A 21,253-nucleotide genomic window follows, 5' to 3' on the forward strand; every position below is an offset into this window, starting at 1 on the left:
GCAAGTGGGGATGTCATAGGGCTTTTCAAGAGAAACGATAGCGACGGACTATTTCCTGCTGTTTCTCGCCTGCTGCCACCACAAACTGGCCAGTCAAATACTTATTTAGGTGCGGCGACCACAACCATCGCCGGGCGGATCACACGGCCGGACAACTCATAGCCTTTCTGCATCACTTGCACCACGGTGTTGGCGTCTTGTTCGGACGGCACCACCGAAATGGCTTGATGCTTGTTGGGGTCGAGTTTTTCGCCCACCGGGTTGATCTCAGCCAGATCAAACTTTTCAAATGCGGCAATCAACTGCTTTTGCGTCAGATCGACGCCCACCTTCAGATTTTCAATATTGCCCGATTGGTCCAGCAGGGCCATTTCGAGCGAATCCTTGACGGCCAGCAGTTCACGCGCAAAACGTTCGATCGCAAATTTGCGGGTCTTTTCATTGTCTTCGGCAGCACGGCGGCGAATGTTTTCAGCCTCGGCGCGGACATAAAGCACATCCGCACGGGCTTTATCCAGTTCGGCCAGCAGGGCTTCGAGGTTGACTTCAAGTTCTTGCCCGTCTTCGGCAATGACTTGCGGTTCTTGCACTTCGACGCCTTGCTCGTGCTGCAGGTCTTGCTGGGGTTGCTGGTTTTGGTTCTCGGCCGACATTACATACCTCCATTGCGATGCAAGCGAAATGGGGATCCCCCCACTCTTTTCAAGGGTATTGCGGGAGAACCACGCTGGCATGGACATCTCGCAGCCCGCCGGTCTGCAAGCTGCCCACACCATCGTGGTTTCTGCACATTGCGAAAAAACCACTGCTTGCTCCAGGTCTGCGGCATTACGCAGACCTTTATTGGAAAAAAATCGTCGCGCATTTTAGCGAGAAGCAACGCTGCGTTGCACCTGTGCGACATGCGGTAGTTTCCCGAAACGCGGGCTAAACCGTGTTAGCCGCCATGTAAGCGCACCACGCATTTATTTGAAACCGCGCTGTAAGTGATTTCCCCGATATGTAGCATTTTTATTCCGACTACATTGTTTGCTGCAGCGCAATATCAACGCGCTCAACTTGCCCTGGAGAGATCCAGATCGGGCTTAAACGCCCATCTAGCCCATATTTAACGCGGGAGTACGCCATGACCACACGTGAACAACGCATTGCACAACTGGAACAGGAATGGCGGGAAAACCCGCGCTGGAAAGGCATTCAGCGCCCCTACACGGCCGCAGATGTTGAAAGACTGCGTGGCTCACTACAAGTGCAGCACACGTTCGCCCACACCGGCGCGACCAAGCTATGGAAACTGCTCCATGAAACGCCGTACATCAATGCGCTGGGCGCGTTGACCGGCAACCAGGCCATGCAACAAGTCAAAGCGGGCCTGAAAGCGATTTATCTGTCGGGGTGGCAAGTCGCCGCAGACGCCAACCTCGGCAGCGAAATGTATCCGGACCAGTCGCTGTACCCAGCGAACTCGGTGCCGCAAGTAGTGCGTCGCATCAACAACACCCTGCAGCGCGCTGACCAGATTTCGCATTCCGAAGGCGACGATAGCCTGGACTGGTTTGCCCCGATTGTGGCCGATGCCGAAGCCGGTTTTGGCGGCGTGCTGAATGCCTTTGAACTGATGAAGGGCATGATCGAAGCCGGCGCGTCCGGCGTGCACTTTGAAGACCAGTTGGCCAGCGTTAAAAAATGCGGCCATATGGGCGGCAAAGTGCTGGTGCCGACGCGCGAAGCGGTGGAAAAACTGGTGGCCGCACGTCTGGCCGCTGATGTGATGGGCGTCCCCACCGTGCTGATCGCACGTACCGACGCTGAAGCCGCTGACTTGCTGACCAGCGATGTCGACGCCAACGACCAACCGTTCTGCACCGGCGAACGCACGCCGGAAGGCTTCTTCAAGACCAAAGCCGGCCTCGAACAAGCCATCAGCCGCGGCCTGGCCTACGCGCCCTATTGCGATCTGATCTGGTGCGAAACCGGCAAGCCGGATCTGGAATATGCGCGCAAATTTGCCGAAGCCATCCACGCCAAATTCCCGGGCAAACTGCTCGCGTATAACTGCTCGCCGTCGTTTAACTGGAAGAAAAACCTGGACGACGCCACCATCGCCACCTTCCAGGCCGAGCTGGGCAAACTGGGTTACGCCTTCCAGTTCATTACCCTGGCGGGCTTCCATTCGCTGAACTACGGCATGTTCAACCTGGCGCACGGCTACGCCCGCAGCGGCATGAGCGCCTTTGTTGAATTGCAGCAGGCCGAATTCGCGGCGGCTGATCGTGGCTTTACCGCGGTCAAGCATCAGCGCGAAGTGGGTACTGGCTACTTTGATGCGGTGACCCAGACCATACAGCAAGGTCAGTCTTCAACCACCGCGCTGAAGGGTTCGACGGAAGAAGAACAGTTCCATTAAGCACAAGGCACGACCTGCGCAGTAGAGCCGGCCCCGCAACTGATACGCGGGGCCGGTTTTTTTGCGCTGCATCAAATCGTTGCGACAGAGGGAGGTATCTGATCTCGGCAGATTATCGTTATTGCGGAGAGCAGATATGAGCGACGTCAGTTCTGGCTATATGAACATTTACGCAGCACTTGGCATGCGCGAAACCCGCGCCATGCTGATCAAAGCGCGGCTGGTGGTGGTGTTATCGGATGTAATCCAGCGCCAGGGCCTGTCGCGGCGCAGGGCAGCGGAATTGCTGGGCTTTAGCGAAGCCCGGCTTAACAACATCCTCAAGGGCCAGTTTCGCAGCCTGAGCGAAATGCGCTTGCTGGATTGCCTGACGCAACTGGGCTACGACGCACAGATCGTGATCGAGCCGGCCCGCAATGAAGACGGCACCGGCAAGATTGATCTGGTGGTGGCCTAGCCGCGCAATTCCTCAAACGTCACCGCCACATGCTGCGCATAGCCCGGGCGTTGCAACAGACGTTGGTACCAGGCCCGCAGATGGGGCAGGTCCGGTTTGGCAATATCAAGGTGCAAGTAGCGATGTAGCGTCACGCCGGCGCCAAACTCGGCCAGCGTTAGATGCTCGCCTGCCAGATAAGGGCGATCGGCCAGTTGTGCGTCGATAAACTGGCACAGCGGGTTAAGGCGGGAGATGGCCTGGTCGATGGCGGCCGGGTTTTGCCTGGCCAGCGGCGTCCGGTAAAACACGCTGAACAGATCACCGAAGGCGGGTTGCAAGGTGCTGAGTGACCAATCCAGCCAGCTATCCGCCGCAGCCCGTTGTGCGGGTGCGGCGGGCCAGAATCGGGGATGACCGAAGGTGGATGCCAGATAACGCAAAATGCTGTGGGATTCCCACACGGCGACGTCGCCGTGCTGCAAGGCCGGAATACGGCCGTATGGGTTCAGCGCGCGATAGGCCGGGGTATCCAGCCCGCCAAACGCGCCACCGATGTCGACGCGTTCGTAAGCCACGTCCAGCTCGGCGAGCAACCAGAGTACTCGCTGCACATTGGACGAGTTTTTGCGGCCCCACAGTTTGACTAGATCCGACATCCAGTTCCTCCGGTTACGTGTTTGTAGTAATGGGCGCTAACTTGTGCGGCGGGGCATGGCCCGCTTTATATATATCTGCAGATCACACCACCGCGGCATAGCCGTGGGGGCGCAGATGCAGCAACGTCCAGCCCAGGACGCTGGAGACCAGGGCGCACAGGGCAAAAGCCGTGCCGATAGCCAGCCCCGTTTGCATATGCCAGACCTGATCGGTAACCAGCCGCGTAACGATGGCCAGTCCAAAATAAAAATTAAAAATCATGCCGACACACACCGGGCGAAACATCACGCCCCACGTCAGTAATGAATGTCGCCACACCTCGCGCCAGAAAAACAGGCTGCAGAGTAGCGACAAGGTACTGAATGTCGCCACATCGGCCAGGGCCATGCTGCTTTCCCGGCTGATACCCAAGCGCATCAACTGCACTTTTACTAACACCGACACCACGCTGAACAGCAGCACCGCTGGCACGATCACCGCTGCCAACAGCCCTATGTAATGCGTGTACGCCGATAACCGCGGAACAACTTCACTCATTTGGCTTGCCTCAATCAAGACGGCTCCCTGACTGACCCTCTGTGACCGGGGGTTAGTGGCGTGCAGCTTAATCCGCAGACTTGACGCCGATGTTGCCGTCCGGCTGCCTGACGCGCTCTGACGGGGGGCCAGGCGACGTGCGGCGCAATGACAGCGGTTTCACGCCCTGAACTGGCGCAAACAAACGTTTGCATCAGCCCCAGTACGCGGGCTCTGCGTAAGCGGCTTTCAGAAATTCAATAAAATGGCGCACGCGTTGAGGCATGAACTTGCGCTGTGGCATCACGGCATACACCGGATATTCCGGCGATGACCACGCGTCCAGCACCGTGACCAGCCGGCCTTCGATCAAATCATCTTTGACCTCCCACAAGGAGCGCCACGCCAGGCCGTAACCTTGCAATGCCCACTCGTGCAATACGGCGCCATCGTTGCAGGCCAGTGTGCCGTTGACCTTCCAGTTGACCAGCTCGCCGTTTACCTTGAAGGTCCAGCCGCGCGCCTGGCTGGCCCCTAGCGATAAACACTGAAACCGCGCCAGATCTTCCGGCGATTTGGGGATGCCGTGTACGGCCAGGTAGGCGGGCGCGGCCACCACTACCCGGCGGTTATTGGCCAGGCGCACTGCCACCAGCGAGGAATCGGCCAGATCGCTGATGCGGATCGCGCAATCGACGCGCTCACTGCTCAGGTCCACCAGACGGTCCGACAGATCAAGCGTGACGGTCAATTCTGGATGCTGTTGCTGAAAGCGCGCCAGGTGGGGTGCCACATGTTTGCGCCCGAAGCCCGCCGGAGCGCTGATGCGCAAATGGCCGCGTACCCGACTCGCGCCCGAGGCCACCGCCGATTCGGCGTCTTCCAGCTCGGCCAGTATGCGTTGCGCATCTTCAAAAAACGCGCTGCCTTCTTGCGTGAGCGTCAGGCTGCGGGTGGTGCGTAACAGCAAGCGTGTGCCCAGACGTTCTTCCAGCGCATCCAGCCGTCGCCCGATCACGGCCGGTACCAGATCTTGCTGGCGTGCTGCGGCCGACAGCGATCCGGCCTGCACCACCGCGACAAAGGTCTCCAGTTGCTTCAGCACATCCACGTTGGCATTACCTACTGTTTAGTAAAAGATGTTGTGGCTTTATGGCGATATTTAGCCACTGCGCACGATATTAAACTGGCTCTCATTCGCCGTCGCGCCCGTTTGATCGCGCGTCAACATTCCGACCACACCGCCAGGAACGCCCGCATGACTACCCTGCCCCAAGGCCTTGTATTGCACGCCCCGCTCTCCGCCGAATTTGCCGAAATCCTGACGCCCGAAGCGCTAGCGCTGGTGGCCACGCTGCATCGGGCTTTTGAAAGCCGGCGCCAGGAATTGCTGGCGCGCCGGGTACAACGCCAGCAAGAACTTGATGCGGGTAAGCGGCCCGATTTTCTGCCCGATACGCGTGCCATCCGCGAAGGCGATTGGAGCATCGCGCCACTGCCGGCTGATCTGGCGTGCCGCCGTGTGGAAATCACCGGCCCGGTCGAGCGCAAGATGATTATCAACGCGCTGAATTCGGGCGCGGACAGTTATATGACCGATTTCGAAGATTCAAATACGCCGAATTGGGATAACCAGATTCAAGGCCAGATCAATCTAAAGGCCGCAGTCCGTCGCGAACTGGCCTTCCGCAATGAAGCCGGCAAGGAATATCGGCTGAATGAAAAAATTGCGACGCTGATTGTGCGTCCGCGCGGTTGGCATCTGGATGAAAAACACCTGACGGTGGATGGCCAGCGGGTATCGGGCGGGATATTCGACTTTGCCTTGTTCTTGTTTCATAACGCCAAAGCCCAGTTGGCACGGGGCACGGGGCCGTATTTTTATCTGCCGAAAATGGAATCGCATCTCGAAGCCCGCTTGTGGAACGACATCTTTGTGCTGGCCCAGCAAGAAGTCGGCATTCCGCAAGGCAGCATCAAAGCCACCGTGCTGGTCGAAACCATCCTCGCCGCCTTTGAAATGGATGAAATCCTCTACGAATTGCGCGAGCATTCGGCCGGCCTGAATGCGGGCCGCTGGGATTACATCTTCAGCTGCATCAAGAAGTTCAAGACTGACAAATCGTTTTGTCTGGCCAATCGCGCGCAGATCACCATGAATGTGCCGTTTATGCGGGCCTATGCGCTTAACCTGGTCAAAACCTGCCACAAGCGTAATGCGCCTGCGATCGGCGGCATGAGCGCACTCATCCCGATCAAGAATGATCCGCAAGCCAATGAGAAAGCGCTCGCTGCGGTGCGGGCCGATAAAACGCGCGACGCTGGTGATGGCTTTGACGGCGGGTGGGTGGCCCACCCGGGGCTGGTCGCGTTGGCGATGGAAGAATGGGTGAAAGTGCTGGGCGATCGTCCCAACCAGATCGACAAACAGCGCCCCGACGTCAACACCCAGGCAGCCGATCTGCTCAATTTCCAGCCGGAACAGCCCATTACCGAAGCGGGCTTGCGCATGAATATTGATGTGGGCATCCAGTATCTGGGTTCGTGGCTGGCGGGCAATGGCTGCGTGCCTATCCATAATCTGATGGAAGACGCGGCGACTGCCGAGATCAGCCGCAGCCAGGTGTGGCAATGGATACGCTCGGACAAGGGCGTGCTGGACGATGGCCGCAAAGTCACCGCCGAGATGGTGCGCGCCATGATCCCGCCGGTGCTGGAAGCAATTCGCGCCGAGCATGGCGACGCCGTATTCCAGCGCACACCGTATGCGCGCGCTGCGCAAATCTTTGAGGCGATGAGCACCAGCGACGAATTTGCTGAATTCCTGACTTTGCCCTTGTACGAAGAAATCTGATTGGCGCCAGGCAAATTACGCCTGCAAATACAAGGGATGCTGCGGCATCCCTTTTTTAATCCGGCGTGACGGGCAGGAATTAAACCGATGGGTCAAATGGCAGACGTCTGACTCTACTATGCGAATGGCATTGTTTACGGCGCCATTGTGCGCCGGTTAACGTGCCCATATATGACATGGCGTAACAGAGTGTCAAAACGTGAATATTATGTCAGCGGCGTAAACCATGATGCGTTTTAATGCCCTGTGCATTCCACTACAAGGGGATAAAACCATGAAAGCCCAATTCGCTGTTATTGCCACACTGATTGCTGCTTCCGCAAGCGGTGTATTTGCCGAATCGTACCCGGACACCGCACGCGTGGTGAGCTCCACCGCCATCGTGCAACGCGTTAACGTGCCGCGCCAGGAATGCTGGACCGAAACCCAGCAGGTGCAAACCCAATCCAGCAACGGTAATGGCATTGCCGGCTCCATCATCGGCGGCGTTGCCGGTGGTCTGCTGGGCCACCAGGTGGGTGGCGGTCGCGGCAATACCGCCGCCACCGTAGCCGGTGCCATTGGTGGCGCCATGCTGGGCGATAAAGTCGCTACCAGCGGCCAGCAAGGCGAAGTACAGCAACAAGATGTACGCAAATGTCGCAACGTTGAACAATGGCAAGACCAGGTCACCGGATATCAAGTGACCTACGAATACAAAGGCCACACCTTTGTAACGCAATTGCCGCAACAACCGGGCGACAAGCTGCCGGTTTCGGTCAACGTGGTGCCGCGTTAATCCTGCAGGATGACGTAGCCCGGCAAGATGCGAGGATGACGTAACGGCTTGCACTTGCTACGCTGCATGAGGGTCGCCCCACGGCGGCCCTTTTCGTTTGCCGCAGGAGCCATCGATGACCGCAACAACCCTCTGGCTGATCCGCCACGGCGAAACCGCCTGGAACGCCATCGGCCGCATGCAGGGCCATACCGATATTCCCTTGAATGAAACCGGGCTGGAACAAGCCGAGCTGCTGGGGCGCCAGCTCAAAAAAGACAATGAGCAAGCGCATTTTGCCGCGCTCTACGTCAGCGATCTGGCCCGGGCGCGCCAGACTGCGCAGCCAGGTAGCCATGCGATCGGGCTGGCCATGGAACTCGATCCGCAATTGCGCGAACGCAATTACGGCATATACGAAGGTCTGACGCGTGAGCAGATTGCCGAGCAAGATCCGGACGGTTATGCGCATATCAAAGCCCGCACCCCGGATTTTCAGATTCCCGATGGCGAAAGCCTGGTGCAGTTTTCCGCACGCACGCTGGATGTATTAAGCCGCCTGGCCAGCAAGCATCCGGACCAGCAAATTCTGGTGGTGGCGCACGGTGGCATTCTGGATTGCGCATATCGCGCCGCCACCGGCATCGGCCTGGAAGTGCCGCGCGGACATGCCTTGCTGAACGCCAGCATCAACCGCTTGAGCTTTGAAGACGGTCATTTCCGTTTGCTGAGCTGGGGCGATGTGGCACATCTGGACCCGGGCATTCTGGAATAAGCCACGGACCCTGCCGCCCATAAAAAAAACCCCGCCGTAGCGGGGTTTTTTGCGTCCGATGGCAGCCCGAACGCTCAGGCGCCCAGTTGCGCAAAAATGCTGTCGCGCACGACGTTAACGTCGCCCACGCCGTTCACCTTGATGTATTTCGGAGCCTTGGCGTCGCCACTGGCGGCCAGCTTGCCGTAGTAGCCCACCAGCACTTCTGTTTGCTCGTGATAGACATCCAGGCGCTTTTTGACGGTTTCTTCTTTGTCGTCTTCACGCTGGATCAGCGCTTCGCCGGTCTCATCGTCCTGACCATCCACCTTGGGCGGATTGAACTTGACGTGATAAGTGCGGCCCGAAGCCACGTGTACCCGGCGGCCGGCCATGCGTTCCACGATGCTGGAATCCGGCACATCGATTTCGACCACAAAGTCGATATCTACGCCCGCTTCTTTCATGGCTTCGGCTTGCGGAATGGTGCGCGGAAAACCGTCAAACAAAAAACCGTTGGCACAGTCGGCCTGGGTAATCCGTTCTTTGACCAGACCGATAATGATGTCGTCGCGTACCAGGCCGCCTGCATCCATGATGGATTTGGCTTCGAGGCCCAGCGGGGTGCCCGCCTTGACCGCAGCGCGCAGCATGTCGCCGGTGGAAATTTGCGGGATATTGAATTTTTCTTTGATAAAGGTGGCTTGGGTGCCCTTACCAGCGCCCGGAGCGCCAAGCAGAATCAATCGCATCGTGTATTCCCTGTTTGTAAGTGGATTATCTGGTTCAGATCAGACCTCTCGCCTTGCCCTGTCGTGATGGCGTGCGGGCGGGATCGTGCCAGTGGCCGATCCGCATACGGAAGTCTGAAGCGGCAAAGTCGTCGGGGCCTACGCGTATAGCGCGCGGACCCGTTCCAGGTCTTCGAGGGTATCGACACCGGGGGCCGGTGCGTGCGGTGCAACATGCACGCCGATGGCGTAACCATGCCATAGCACGCGCAATTGTTCCAGCGCCTCCCAATGCTCCAGCGGCGATGGTGCCAACTGGTTGTAAATACGCAAGAAACCGGCGCGATAACCGTACAAACCGATATGGCGTAACGGCAAAAAATCGTCGGGCAACACATTGCGGCCCTGCGCAAAAGCATCGCGTGCCCACGCCACCGGCGCCCGGCTGAAGTACAAGGCGCGCTGGTTTTTATCCAGCACTACCTTCACCACGTTCGGATTGAAAAAGTCTTGCGGGTCGGTCAGCGGATGGCAGGCCGTGGCCATCGGCAAAGCCGTGTCGGCGCGCAACATGGCGGCCACATCATCCAGCAAGACGGGATCGATCAGCGGTTCATCGCCCTGCACATTAATGACGATGGTGTCGTCGGCCAACTGCAGAATATCGGCGGCTTCGGCCAGGCGATCCGTGCCGGACGGATGGTCGGCGCGCGTCATGATGGCTTCGTGGCCAGCGGCTTTAACCGCTTCCAGGATGCGGATATCGTCGGTCGCCACCACGGCACGGCTGGCACCGGCCTGGGCCACCCGCTCGGCCACCCGCACGATCATGGGCTTGCCGGCGATATCGGCCAGCGGTTTGTCCGGCAGCCGTGTCGAGCGCATACGCGCCGGAATCAGGGCCACATAACTCACGCGCGGACTTCCTCATCGGCGGGCAATTCGCGCGCTTCGCTTTCCAGCATGGTGGGGATGCCGTCGCGGATCGGGTATGCCAGGCGGTCGCCTTTGCAGATCAGCTCCAGCCGGGTTTTGTCATAGACCAGCGGGCCTTTGCACAGCGGGCAAACCAGAATTTCAAGCAGTTTGGCGTCCATTATTGACCTCGTCGATTCGTGCCGTGAGCCAGTCGATCAGACCGGCATCGACCTGTGCATGCACAGGCAAAACCCGGATTCTAGCATCGACCGCCGCAATTCCGGGCAGTGCCGCGAGTTTGACCGCGTCTTTGGCGGTGACCAGGATCAGCCCGTCAGCGGGCAGATCGGACAACTGATAGCTGTGATGGTCCGGCATTGCATGCGGTGTAAAGCGTAGCCCCAGGCCCAGCAGCGTGGCAAAAAACCGGGCCGGATTGCCAATGCCGCACACCGCATGCAGCGGGCCGGAGGCGGCCAGTTCTTCTGCGCTAAAACGACGCCCCGGCTGGCTTAAGGCCTGAAACGCGCCCGGCTGCAACTGCATGCCAAAGCTGCGTTGATGCCAGTCTGCGGCGGTGCCGCCATTGACCACCACCGCGCCCACGTCCGCCAGCCGCGCCCGGCTTTCCCGCAACGGCCCGGACGGCAATAGCCAGCCATTGCCCAGACCGCGTGCAGCATCGATCACACACAACTCGATATCGCGTTGCAAAGCGTAATGCTGCAGACCGTCGTCGCATAACAACACATTGACCTCTGGATGCGCCTGCAACAGCGCCTTGCCGGCGTCTGCACGCTTGCGCGCAACAAACACCGGCACGCCGCTGCCTTGCGCCATCAGCACCGGCTCATCGCCGACGTCGGTCGGATTGCTATAGGGATGCACTGCGGTGGGAATGGTGGCGATACCGCCGTAGCCGCGGCTGATAATGCCGGGCCGGTAGCCGTGGCGCAGCAATTGCTGCGCCAGGAACAAGGTCAGCGGCGTTTTGCCGCTGCCGCCCACGCTCAGATTGCCGACCACTACCGTAGTCACTGGCAGCCGCGCGCTGCTGAACACGCGCCAGCGATACAGGCGCCGACGCAGCGCGCTGATGCCGGCGTACAGCAAAGTGAGCGGCACAAAAAGCAAAACCCAGCCTGACAGGCCGGGTTTGTACCATGCACGCTGTAACCGGTCTGCAAACCCGGTCGGGCGCTGTTCGTCTATCATGCCGCGCTTATTTGCCGGTCTGGCTCTGGGTGGCAAAAGTCAGCTTGCCATAGCCGGCCAGCCGCGCTGCTTCCATCACATTGACCACGCTTTGATGCGTCGACTGCGCGTCCGCGTCTATCACCACCATCGGATCCGCATTACCACCCGCGGCCTTGCGCAGCTGCAGCGCAAAGTCATCCACCGTGGTAAATCCAGTCAGTTGGTTGTTGATGCTGTACTGGCCATTGGCCGCCACCGCCACGTTAATGCTTTGCGGCTGGCTGTCCGCCGGTTTTTCGGCATTGGCGGTGGGCAGATTGATTTTGAGTTCGGCAAATTTCGAATACGTCGTCGTTGCCATTACAAAAATCAAAATCACCAGCATGACGTCGATCAATGGAACAAAGTTGATTTCGGGTTCTTCACGCCGTTGTCTTTTGCGGAAATTCATACCTGGGCTCCTGGCCGCTTATTTGCCCATATCGCGTGCACCGTGCACGACTTCAACCAGCTTGATGGCTTGTTGCTCCATCTCGACCAGGTAACCGTCCACGCGGGTGCGGAAATAGCGATAGAACATCAGGCTGGGCACGGCCACCATAATGCCGCAGGCGGTGTTGTACAGTGCCACCGAAATCCCATGCGCCAGCGCAGCCGGGTTGGAACCGCTGGCCGGCGATTGCGCGCCAAAGATTTCGATCATGCCGATGACGGTGCCAAACAGGCCCAGCAGCGGCGTGATGGCGGCGATGGTGCCCAGCGCCGACAGATAACGTTCGAGTTCATGCGTAACCACGCTGCCGACTTCTTCAATCGACTCTTTCATGATCTCGCGCGAGCTTTTCACGTTCTTGAGGCCAGCGGCCAGTACTTTGCCCAGCGGGCTGGTGGCGCTGACGCGTGAAATCATTTCGGCGTTCACGCCGCTGGTGCGGTATTCCTGCACCGTCCTGGCCAACAGGCCTTCGGGCAATACCAGCGATTTACGCAGGCTCAGCAGGCGTTCGATGATGATGGTCAGTGCCACGATCGAAGCAACAATGATCAAGTAGATCGGCCAACCAGCAGCCTGAATGATCTCGAGCATAAATATCCCTGTTTGTGCGGCCTGGACCGGCACGTTTTCCTGTTTGAGCGGAAGAACCAGCACTGCCCTGCAGCCCGCTACAATGCAGGGCTGGGCGGCGCCAGATGAAGTCGCGTAACTTTAGCCGGAATGACTGTGGGCGTGAAGCGTTGAATTGCTGCACGGACGTAAGACAAATACGGACGGACTGACGGCAAAGATACAGGACAGGTAACGGGGCGGATGCTGAGTGGGTTGACTGCCAGTTAGTTCCACTTACTGACAACACGTGTAGGACAAACGGTAACTCCCCGCCGTGTCGGGCTTTTTTGGCATTACCCACATATCCTGTGGATAACTTTGTGAACAAGCTGTCGCCGGCACCCCCGATTGCCCGCGAATACTGGCTTCGGGTCGAATTGCCTGCAAATTAGGCATTCGCAAGAGTTGTTTAAAATCAACAACTTGCAATCATTATGTGAACTACAACCCGCAATCTGGCCGCCAGGCCTTGATCGGCTTGGGTTTTGTGGATTATTCGGAGTTTCCAAGGCGTGTTACGCAATTTGTCAAGTCTCTCAAATGTTGTAGTGACCGTTACCGAATTGAACAGAACGGTACGCGAGTTGCTGGAAGGTTCCTTACCCGTGTTGTGGGTGAGTGGCGAAATCTCCGGCTTCAAGCGCTATGGGTCGGGTCATTGCTATTTCAGCCTCAAGGACGCCAATGCCCAGGTGCGTTGCGTGATGTTCCGCAACCGCGCCGCGCTGATCGACTTTGAGCCGCGTGAAGGCATGCACGTCGAGCTGCGGGCGGTGGTGTCTTTATACGAAGCGCGCGGCGACTTTCAGTTGACCGTCGAAGCCATGCGCCCGGCCGGTCTGGGCGCTTTGTTTGAAGCGTTTGAAAAGCTCAAAGCCCGACTGCAGCTAGAGGGCTTGTTTGCCGCCGAACGTAAACGCGCCATTCCTGCGTTTCCGCGCGCCATCGGCATAGTCACCTCGCCGCGCGCGGCGGCCTTGCGCGATGTGCTGACCACGCTGGGCCGCCGTATGCCGGGCCTGCCGGTTATTTTGTATCCGTGCGCGGTACAAGGCGCGGCCGCGGCCGGCGAGATTGTCGCCGCCATCCAGCGTGCCAGTGCGCGCGCAGAAGTGGACACCTTGATCGTGTGTCGCGGTGGCGGATCGATCGAGGATTTGTGGTCATTTAACGAAGAAGCCGTGGCGCGTGCGATCGCCGCGTGCAGCATGCCGGTGATTAGCGGCGTGGGCCACGAAACCGACTTCACCATCGCCGATTTCGTCGCTGATCTACGCGCACCCACCCCCACTGCCGCCGCCGAACTGGCCAGCCCGGATTGCAACCAGTGGCTCAATCAATTGCAGCAGCAGCGGCGACATCTGGAACGCAGCTTTGAGCGGCTGTTACAACTGCGCATGCAAAAGCTGGACAACCTGGCGCGCCGCTTGCGCCATCCGGGCGAGGCCCTGGAACGGCAACGCGAGCGCTTGTTTGGGCTGGCGCAACGCTTGAGCGCGGCCCCCACTCGGCTGATTGAACGGCGTCAAGGGCAGTTAGCCCAGGCCCGACTCCGGCTGGCGCACGCGCGGATTGATCATGGCTTCTGGCAGAACCAGCTCAGCCACCGACAACAGCGTTTGCAACGCGCGCTGGAGCGCACGCTGGAGCAACGCCAGGCCCGCTTGAATAACCTGGCCGTGCGCCTGGCGGCGCTGAACCCGACGGCGGTGCTGGCGCGCGGTTATGCCCTGGTCGAAACGGCCGACGGCGCCGTGGTACAGCAGGCGGCGCAATTGCATGCGGGCGACCGCATCCGCGTACGGTTTGCCGACGATGCCGTCGAAGCCGCCGTCACCAGCAAACCGGCACACCAGGCAGATTTATTTTAAGCGCCTATGTTTAAAACGGCTGCGGCGGCTGTGTTGCTGCCGCGCGGTAGGGACTGCGCCTTGTTGCCCGGCGATAAGCGCAGGCATAGTCGCCGCCATTCAGCCTGGACCAAGTGCGTATGACCGCAGACCGTCACTGGATCGCTCAGGCCATCCAGACCATCGAAGCCGATTTCACCCGCTCCGCCGATACCCATCTGATCCCGCTACGCCTGGCTGGCTTTGCGGATATCGATGTTTATCTCAAGGACGAATCCAGCCATCCCACCGGCAGCCTTAAACACCGGCTGGCGCGTTCGCTGTTTTTATATGCGCTGGCCAATGGCTGGCTGCATGCGGGACGGCCGGTGGTGGAAGCCTCCAGCGGCTCGACCGCGGTGTCGGAAGCCTATTTCGCGCGACTACTGGGCCTGCCGTTTATTGCGGTGATGCCGGCCACCACCAGCCCGGAAAAAATCGCCGCCATCCAGTTTCATGGTGGGCAATGCCATCTGGTGGCCGATCCGACGCAATTGATTGCCGAATCGCAACGGCTGGCGGTGCAGAGCGGCGGTCATTTTATGGACCAGTTCACCTATGCCGAACGCGCCACCGACTGGCGTGCCAACAACAATATCGCCGAGTCGATTTTTGGCCAGCTCAAGCTGGAGCGTTATCCCGAACCCAGCTGGATTGTCGCCAGTTGCGGCACCGGCGGCACCTCGGCCACGCTGGGCCGCTATGTCAGATATCGCCGCCACGCCACCCGCATCGCCTGTGCTGATCCGGACAACTCGGTGTTCTTTGACGCCTTTGCCAGCGGCCGCCGTGATCTGACCTTAAACGCTGGATCGCGCATCGAAGGCATCGGCCGCCCGCGTGTCGAAGCCTCGTTCATGCCCAGCGTGATCGATGCGATGTTTCAGGTGCCGGACGAGATGTCCATCGCCGCCACGCGCTGGCTGGCGCAAGCCCTGGGGCGCAAACCGGGTGGCTCCACCGGTTGCCAGTTTGTCGCGGTACTGCAGTTGGCCAGCGAAATGCAGGCGCGCGGCGAACGCGGTTCTATCGTCACCTTGCTATGCGATGGCGGTGAACGTTACGCGCATTCTTATTACAACGACGCGTGGCTCAGCGCGCATCGCTACGACATTGCGCCCGCGCTGGCCGCCATCGATGCCAGTTGCCGCCACGGTGTCGCCCTGCCCACGCACGTGGCGCGGCATGATCGCTAAGCGCTGGCCGGGCGCGTAATCTGCCATCGGTCACTCCAGCGGAATTCGGGCTGTCGGCGGGGGCCGTCCCCGGTAAAATGGCGGCCGTCGTCACCGCCCTCTTTCCCGGACCCGCATGCAACTGGATCATCTCAACCCGCCCCAACGCGCCGCCGTCAAATACCTGGACGGCCCCTGCCTGGTGCTGGCGGGCGCGGGCTCGGGCAAGACGCGGGTGATTACGCAAAAGATTGCTTATCTGATCCAGGCCGCGCAGATGGACGCGCGCAATATCGCCGCCATCACCTTCACCAACAAGGCCGCGCGTGAAATGCAGGAACGCGTGGGCAGCCTGCTGCCGCCAGATCGTTTGCGGGGGCTGACGGTCAGCACCTTCCACTCGCTGGGCATGCGCATCTTGCGTGAAGAAGCCAGACACCTGGGCTACAAGCCGCAGTTTTCGATTCTGGACAGCGGAGATCAGTGGAAGATCGTCGGCGATATTCTGGGCACCACCGACAAACAATTGGTGCGCTCCACCATCTCGCGCATTTCGATGCTTAAAAGCGATCGGGTGTCGCCGGACCAGGCCTTGTTGGGCGCGGATTCCGAAGGCGAAATGCATCTGGCCAAGCTGTACCGCGCTTATCAAGACACGCTGCAGGCATATCAGGCGGTCGATTTTGACGATCTGATCCGTTTGCCAGTCGATTTATTCGAGCAAAACCCGGAGGTCACGCAAAAGTGGCAACAGCGTTTGCGCTATTTATTGGTCGATGAATATCAGGACACCAATACCACGCAATATTCGCTGCTCAAGTTTTTGACCGGCACCTCGGGCAAGTTCACCGCGGTGGGCGATGACGATCAATCGATCTATGCCTGGCGTGGTGCCAATGTGGAAAATCTGGCGCTGTTAAAAACTGATTTTCCGGCGCTGGAAGTCATCAAGCTGGAACAGAATTACCGGTCGGTTGCGCGGATTTTGCGTTGCGCCAATGCGGTCATTTCCAACAATCCCAAGTTGTTTGAAAAGACCTTGTGGTCTGACCTGGGTATCGGCGATCCCATCCAGGTGATTGAGTGCAAAGGCGAAGAGCACGAGGCCGAAATGGTCGCGATGAATCTGCTTAATCACAAGTTCATCAACAACACCCGCTTTGCCGATTACGCCGTGCTGTATCGCGGCAATCACCAGGCACGCATTATCGAAACACAGCTGCGCGAACACCGGATTCCGTATCAGATGGCGGGCGGCCAATCGTTTTTTGATCGGGCTGAAATCAAGGACCTCCTGGCGTACCTGCGTTTGCTGGCCAATGAAGACGATGATCCGGCATTTATCCGCGCCATCACCACGCCCAAACGCGGGGTTGGCAATGTAACGCTGGAGAAACTGGGCAATTACGCCACTACGCGGCAGATTTCGCTGTTTCAGGCCGCGTTTGAAGAAGGCTTTATTCATCAGGTGCAACCGGCGCAATACGAGCCTTTGCAAACCTTTTGCGACTTTATCAACCGGCTGCAACCGCGCGCCACGCGGGAAAGCGCTGGCGCGCTATTGCGCGAATTGCTGGCTGCCATTGATTACGAAACCTGGCTTTATGACAGCGATGATCCCAAGCCCGCCGAAGCCAAATGGAAAAACGTGCAGGACTTCTGCGGCTGGGTTGAGAAAAAAGGTGAAGAACAGGGCAAAAGCCTGATCGAAATCTCGCAAACCATCGCTTTGATTACTATGTTGGAAGGCCGCGACGAAGATGAAGTCGACGCGGTGCGGATGTCCACATTGCATGCCTCCAAAGGCCTGGAATATCCGCATGTGTTCTTGATTGGCTGTGAAGAAGACATCCTGCCGCACGCCAATTCAATTGAAGGCGGCATGGTGGAAGAAGAACGCCGCTTGATGTACGTCGGCATTACCCGCGCACAACGCAGCCTGACCATTTCTTATTGCGGCAAACGTAAACGCGCGGGCGAATGGCAAATTGTTGAACCCTCGCGTTTTTTGCGCGAATTGCCTGCCGCCGACATCCGCGTAACCGGCCGCATGGCCGCCGACAAAGGTAATCAGGTGACCCGTTCCGAAGGCCGCGCCATGCTGGCCGGAATGATGGCCAAATTAGGGGAAATGAAATGAAAGCCATTGCTGTCGATACCCACGTGGGCGAAGGTCCGTTTCCGGAATTCGCTCGCGGTACGCCCGTCACCTTGATTGCACCCAACGAGAAATATCCGCACTGGTGGTCTTGCACCATCGAAGGGCATAACACCTATGTGCCCGACTATTACGTGGTGCAGGACAAGCTGGACCGTGGCTATAACCCGACCGAATTACAGGCCGAACCCACCGACGAACTCGAAGTGTTTGCCATCAGCTACAGCTGGTTGGTTGCCCGCAACAACCGTACCGGCAAAGTAGGCTGGATACCTGCCGACAAAGTCGCCTCGCCTTTGTAAACCTTTGTATATCAGTACACTGCTGCGTCAGTAAGTGCGTATCAGTTGTCCCGGACCCTACGCCGAACGTTGGCCATTTCTGACGCTTGGCAGCAAGCGCCGAAAGCCCCTTTAAAGCCTATAAACCGTTTATCGGAAACCTCTGATGTCGATGCAGCAGAGTGCTGTTTTCTGGTGCATCGCAAGGTGACAAACCGCGCAAAAAACGGTGTGATGAGTTTCACCAAGTTTGCCGATCTAGAGCGGACTGGATTCATCACAGCACGCGGAGCTGTTCATCGGTTTTGCTTACGGGGCTTGTTATGTCGTTCTCATCCGTCCGTTTCTATGTCGTCCGTGAATGGCGCTGGTTTTGCTGGGCGCTGTCGTACAACTTTTTGCGTCCGTCCGAGCCACAACGTCGTCTGGCCTTCGACGAAATGAACCACCCGCCGCGCGCGCACTGACGTCGCCGCAAACACGGGTTTACCGCGCAACCGAATGTGCCGGCGCTGCTGAGCAGTGCCGCCACGGTTGCCGCGCGCGGGCGCAATCGCAGATACTCGGCGGTCTCATCTCAGGAGCCGCCATGACCTTCGCCCCCACCTTAGGCCGCTGGACTCAGCGCCTGTTGCCCATGGCCGCCGCGCTCGGCCTGGCCAGCATCGTGCCCGCCAGCCTGGCCGCGACCGAAGCGCCGGTGTTTGCTTATGTCGGCACCTATGCGCCCAACGGCCAAGGCATTTATCTGTTCCGCCAGGATCCACATACCGGCGCGCTGCAAGCCGTGGGCGTCTACCCCAGCGTGCCCAACCCGGCGCAATTTGCGATTACGCGCGACACGCTCTACGTCGGCAGCGAATCGCCCAAACATGGCGAGGTGGCTGCCTATGCCATCGACCGCAGCAGCGGCGCGCTCACCCTGCGCAATCAGATCGACGCGCAAGGCAAACAAACCGTCTTTTTGGGCCTGACCCCCGACCAGCGCCAGCTGCTGGTGGCCAATTACGGTTCCGGTAGTGTTGCGCTGGTGCCGCTGACGCAAGACGGCAGCCTGGGCGCCGCCACCGACGTATATCAAAGTGCCGGCCAGCCCGGTGCCGCGCATCCGGCCGCCGCAGTCGAGGGCAGCTTTGCAGCCAGCGATCACAACGGCCCGCACGCGCATATGATTGCGGCCGACCCCAGCGGCAAATTTGCCTTCTCCACCGACCTGGGTCTCGATCGCATTTATCAATGGCGCATCGATAGCGAACACGGCAAATTGCTGCCGAATGATCCGCCGTGGCTGAATGCCAGCTCGGCCGGCGCTGGCCCGCGCCATTTTGTCTTTGGTGCCGACGGCAAACACCTGTATCTGGTCAACGAAGAAGCCTCGACACTGACGCATTACCGTTTTGATAGTGCCAAAGGCACGCTGACGGAAGCCGCCTCGCTAAGCACGTTGCCGCCCGGGTTCAAGGGCACCAGCTTCGCTTCGGATATTGTGCTTTCGCCGGATGGCCGCTTTGTCTATGTACTGAACCGCCTGCACGACAGCGTGGCGCGCTTTGCCGTGGCGGCGGATGGATCGCTCAGTTGGCAAGACGACACCTGGACGCGCGGCAGTTATCCGCGCACGCTGACGGTCGATCCGGCTGGCCGTTTTATCTATATCGCCAACCAGCGCAGCGACCATATCACCGCCTTTAAACTCGATACCGCCAGCGGCAAGCTCGAGTTCACCGGCCAATACACGCCAGTCGGCGCGCCGTCGCAGCTGATCTTTTTGCGCTAAGCCGACACCCTAGGTCTGATCGCCGCAGCACCGGCCGCCCTTCGCCTGGTAATCCATGCCGCAGGGTGGGCGGCGGCTGCTATAATTGCGCGTTTTTTCAGACCGTTAGCCCAATCCCCATGCCGCAAGCCCGGATCGAATCGCTGGACCACGAAGGTCACGGCGTTGCCCACGTAGAGGGCAAAACCATTTTTATCGACGGCGCGCTGCCGTTTGAAACCGTTAGCTACACCAGCTACCGCCGCAAGCCGAATTTCGAGAACGCGCAGGCAACCGAAATCCATAGCGACAGCTTTATGCGCGTCAAACCCAAATGCCCGCACTTTGGCGTTTGCGGCGGCTGTTCGTTGCAGCATATGGAGTTCACCGCGCAAGTGGCGGCCAAGCAACGCGTGCTGGAAGACAATCTGCAACGCATCGGCAGCGTTAAAGCACAAGCCATGATGCCGGCGCTATACGGCTCGGAATGGGGCTATCGCCATCGCGCGCGTTTGTCGGTGCGCCACGTCGCCAAAAAAGGCGGCATGCTGGTCGGCTTTCACGAAAAGCGCTCGTCGTTTATCGCCGATATGACCGAATGCCACGTGCTGCCCAAGTCGATGTCGGATCAGTTGCCCGCATTACGCGAGCTGACGCGCAAGCTGAGCATTTTTGATCGCATGCCGCAGATCGAATTGGCCATCGGCGAGAACATCACCGTGCTGGTGTTCCGCAATATGGAAGCGATCACGCCCGAAGACGAAGCGCACTTTGCCGCCTACGCCGACCAATGGGGCGTGCAAATCTGGCTGCAACCCAAAGGCCCGGATACCGCCTACCCGCTTTATCCCAAAGATGCGCCGGCGCTGACGTACGAGATGCCCGAATTCGGCATCACCATGCCGTTTAAACCCACTGAATTTACTCAGGTCAACCACGGCGTAAACCGCGTGATGGTGGAACGCGCCATCAACCTGCTGGACCCGCAACCGGGCGAAGTGATCGCCGATATGTTCTGCGGCCTGGGCAACTTTACCCTGCCCATCGCGCGCCGCGGCGCCAAGGTGTTGGGCATGGAAGGCCTGCAACAACTGGTCGACCGCGCCTTTGAAGGCGCCCGCTTTAACGGCCTGCAAGACCGCACCGATTTCAAAGTGGCCAACCTGTTCGAGATGACCGAAGAATGGCTGGACAAGCTGGGCCACTTCGACAAAATGCTGATCGACCCGCCGCGCGACGGCGCCATGGAACTGGTTAAATCGATTAGCGCAGAAACCGGGCCGAAGCGAATTGTTTATGTGTCCTGTAACCCGTCAACCCTGGCGCGTGACGCCAATGTGCTGGTGAATGTGAAGGGCTATACGCTGAAATCGGCTGGGGTGGTGAATATGTTCCCGCATACGGGGCATGTGGAATCGATGGCGTGGTTTGAGAAGGAATGACAAGCCACTGATTTTATTAGCCTTATTCAAAATCAATTAGCTTACTGTTTTCGCTGAGAGTGCCCCGTATTCGTCCGATGCGGGGCGTTTTTTTTCAGGGGTTGCTGCTTGTTTGCAGTCTGTAAATTGCGAGATCATTTGAGTGACAGTGAACCTCGCAGGTAGCTGTTGGCCCGCCTCGGCTGCTGTTATCAGGTAGCAGAGGGAGAGTCGA

At 58.9% G+C, this 21,253-nt stretch carries 22 protein-coding genes; 12 read left to right on the plus strand and 10 right to left on the minus strand.

Annotation, left to right across the window (positions count from 1 at the left end; translation table 11 throughout):
• Nucleotides 1–101: 101 nt before the first annotated feature.
• Nucleotides 102–653, minus strand: a complete 552-nt coding sequence (grpE, locus tag ACYQ1A_RS09545; protein WP_499361847.1) for a nucleotide exchange factor GrpE — start codon at nt 651–653, stop codon at nt 102–104.
• 473 nt (nt 654–1,126) lie between these two features.
• On the opposite strand from grpE, the gene aceA reads away from it, so the two are divergent.
• Nucleotides 1,127–2,407 (plus strand): isocitrate lyase, encoded by a 1,281-nt coding sequence (aceA, locus tag ACYQ1A_RS09550; protein WP_499361848.1) that lies wholly within the window; start codon nt 1,127–1,129, stop codon nt 2,405–2,407.
• A 136-nt stretch (nt 2,408–2,543) separates the two neighbouring features.
• On the plus strand, nt 2,544–2,864 hold the full coding sequence (locus ACYQ1A_RS09555; protein ID WP_499361849.1) for a helix-turn-helix domain-containing protein: 321 nt from the start codon (nt 2,544–2,546) through the stop codon (nt 2,862–2,864).
• Here the strand turns inward: ACYQ1A_RS09555 and ACYQ1A_RS09560 are convergent.
• The 3 genes from ACYQ1A_RS09560 to ACYQ1A_RS09570 form a co-directional block, all read right to left on the minus strand.
• Nucleotides 2,861–3,502 (minus strand): glutathione S-transferase family protein, encoded by a 642-nt coding sequence (locus ACYQ1A_RS09560; RefSeq protein WP_499361850.1) that lies wholly within the window; start codon nt 3,500–3,502, stop codon nt 2,861–2,863. The genes ACYQ1A_RS09555 and ACYQ1A_RS09560 overlap by 4 nt on opposite strands.
• 82 nt (nt 3,503–3,584) lie before the next feature.
• Nucleotides 3,585–4,040, minus strand: a complete 456-nt coding sequence (locus tag ACYQ1A_RS09565; protein ID WP_499361851.1) for a hypothetical protein — start codon at nt 4,038–4,040, stop codon at nt 3,585–3,587.
• A 193-nt stretch (nt 4,041–4,233) separates the two neighbouring features.
• Nucleotides 4,234–5,130 (minus strand): LysR family transcriptional regulator, encoded by an 897-nt coding sequence (locus tag ACYQ1A_RS09570; protein WP_499361852.1) that lies wholly within the window; start codon nt 5,128–5,130, stop codon nt 4,234–4,236.
• A gap of 147 nt (nt 5,131–5,277) precedes the next feature.
• On the opposite strand from ACYQ1A_RS09570, the gene aceB reads away from it, so the two are divergent.
• From aceB to ACYQ1A_RS09585, 3 genes are all read left to right on the plus strand, one after another.
• Nucleotides 5,278–6,873 carry a malate synthase A gene (gene aceB, locus ACYQ1A_RS09575; RefSeq protein WP_499361853.1) on the plus strand — a complete coding sequence of 532 codons (1,596 nt, stop codon included), beginning with the start codon at nt 5,278–5,280 and terminating at the stop codon, nt 6,871–6,873.
• Nucleotides 6,874–7,147: 274 nt separating this feature from the next.
• Complete coding sequence (locus ACYQ1A_RS09580) at nt 7,148–7,651, plus strand: glycine zipper 2TM domain-containing protein (RefSeq protein WP_062222954.1); 504 nt, start codon at nt 7,148–7,150, stop codon at nt 7,649–7,651.
• A gap of 115 nt (nt 7,652–7,766) precedes the next feature.
• Complete coding sequence (locus tag ACYQ1A_RS09585) at nt 7,767–8,405, plus strand: histidine phosphatase family protein (RefSeq protein ID WP_499361854.1); 639 nt, start codon at nt 7,767–7,769, stop codon at nt 8,403–8,405.
• 74 nt (nt 8,406–8,479) lie between these two features.
• Here ACYQ1A_RS09585 and adk read toward each other — a convergent pair whose 3' ends face one another.
• The 6 genes from adk to ACYQ1A_RS09615 all read right to left on the minus strand — a co-directional run bounded on the left by adk (nt 8,480) and on the right by ACYQ1A_RS09615 (nt 12,317).
• Nucleotides 8,480–9,136, minus strand: coding sequence for an adenylate kinase (gene adk / locus ACYQ1A_RS09590; RefSeq protein ID WP_499361855.1), 657 nt, complete (start codon nt 9,134–9,136; stop codon nt 8,480–8,482).
• 138 nt (nt 9,137–9,274) lie between these two features.
• Entirely contained in the window at nt 9,275–10,030 is a 756-nt protein-coding gene (gene kdsB / locus ACYQ1A_RS09595) for a 3-deoxy-manno-octulosonate cytidylyltransferase (protein ID WP_499361856.1), read from the minus strand.
• Complete coding sequence (locus tag ACYQ1A_RS09600; protein WP_062222956.1) at nt 10,027–10,212, minus strand: Trm112 family protein; 186 nt, start codon at nt 10,210–10,212, stop codon at nt 10,027–10,029. Before ACYQ1A_RS09600 ends, kdsB begins: the two co-directional genes overlap by 4 nt.
• Nucleotides 10,193–11,248 (minus strand): tetraacyldisaccharide 4'-kinase, encoded by a 1,056-nt coding sequence (lpxK, locus tag ACYQ1A_RS09605; RefSeq protein ID WP_499361857.1) that lies wholly within the window; start codon nt 11,246–11,248, stop codon nt 10,193–10,195. Before lpxK ends, ACYQ1A_RS09600 begins: the two co-directional genes overlap by 20 nt.
• Nucleotides 11,249–11,255: 7 nt before the next feature.
• A complete protein-coding gene (locus ACYQ1A_RS09610) occupies nt 11,256–11,681 on the minus strand; it encodes an ExbD/TolR family protein (RefSeq protein WP_053939907.1) in 426 nt (141 codons plus the stop codon).
• A gap of 18 nt (nt 11,682–11,699) precedes the next feature.
• Nucleotides 11,700–12,317 (minus strand): MotA/TolQ/ExbB proton channel family protein, encoded by a 618-nt coding sequence (locus ACYQ1A_RS09615; protein WP_062222962.1) that lies wholly within the window; start codon nt 12,315–12,317, stop codon nt 11,700–11,702.
• A 533-nt stretch (nt 12,318–12,850) separates the two neighbouring features.
• Here ACYQ1A_RS09615 and xseA point away from each other — a divergent pair.
• The 7 genes from xseA to rlmD all read left to right on the plus strand — a co-directional run bounded on the left by xseA (nt 12,851) and on the right by rlmD (nt 21,039).
• On the plus strand, nt 12,851–14,209 hold the full coding sequence (xseA, locus tag ACYQ1A_RS09620) for an exodeoxyribonuclease VII large subunit (RefSeq protein ID WP_499361858.1): 1,359 nt from the start codon (nt 12,851–12,853) through the stop codon (nt 14,207–14,209).
• A gap of 119 nt (nt 14,210–14,328) precedes the next feature.
• Nucleotides 14,329–15,423: a PLP-dependent cysteine synthase family protein gene (locus ACYQ1A_RS09625; RefSeq protein ID WP_499361859.1), complete on the plus strand. Its 1,095-nt coding sequence runs from the start codon at nt 14,329–14,331 to the stop codon at nt 15,421–15,423.
• 115 nt (nt 15,424–15,538) lie between these two features.
• Complete coding sequence (locus ACYQ1A_RS09630; protein ID WP_499361860.1) at nt 15,539–17,542, plus strand: UvrD-helicase domain-containing protein; 2,004 nt, start codon at nt 15,539–15,541, stop codon at nt 17,540–17,542.
• Complete coding sequence (locus tag ACYQ1A_RS09635; RefSeq protein WP_062225224.1) at nt 17,539–17,862, plus strand: SH3 domain-containing protein; 324 nt, start codon at nt 17,539–17,541, stop codon at nt 17,860–17,862. The genes ACYQ1A_RS09630 and ACYQ1A_RS09635 overlap by 4 nt, the downstream gene beginning before the upstream one ends.
• Before the next feature lie 302 nt (nt 17,863–18,164).
• Nucleotides 18,165–18,308, plus strand: coding sequence for a hypothetical protein (locus tag ACYQ1A_RS09640; RefSeq protein WP_499361861.1), 144 nt, complete (start codon nt 18,165–18,167; stop codon nt 18,306–18,308).
• A gap of 122 nt (nt 18,309–18,430) precedes the next feature.
• Nucleotides 18,431–19,618: a lactonase family protein gene (locus ACYQ1A_RS09645; RefSeq protein WP_499361862.1), complete on the plus strand. Its 1,188-nt coding sequence runs from the start codon at nt 18,431–18,433 to the stop codon at nt 19,616–19,618.
• Between the two features lie 119 nt (nt 19,619–19,737).
• Nucleotides 19,738–21,039, plus strand: a complete 1,302-nt coding sequence (rlmD, locus tag ACYQ1A_RS09650; protein ID WP_499361863.1) for a 23S rRNA (uracil(1939)-C(5))-methyltransferase RlmD — start codon at nt 19,738–19,740, stop codon at nt 21,037–21,039.
• The last annotated feature ends 214 nt before the right edge of the window (nt 21,040–21,253 follow it).

This window comes from Silvimonas sp. JCM 19000, from assembly GCF_054652575.1.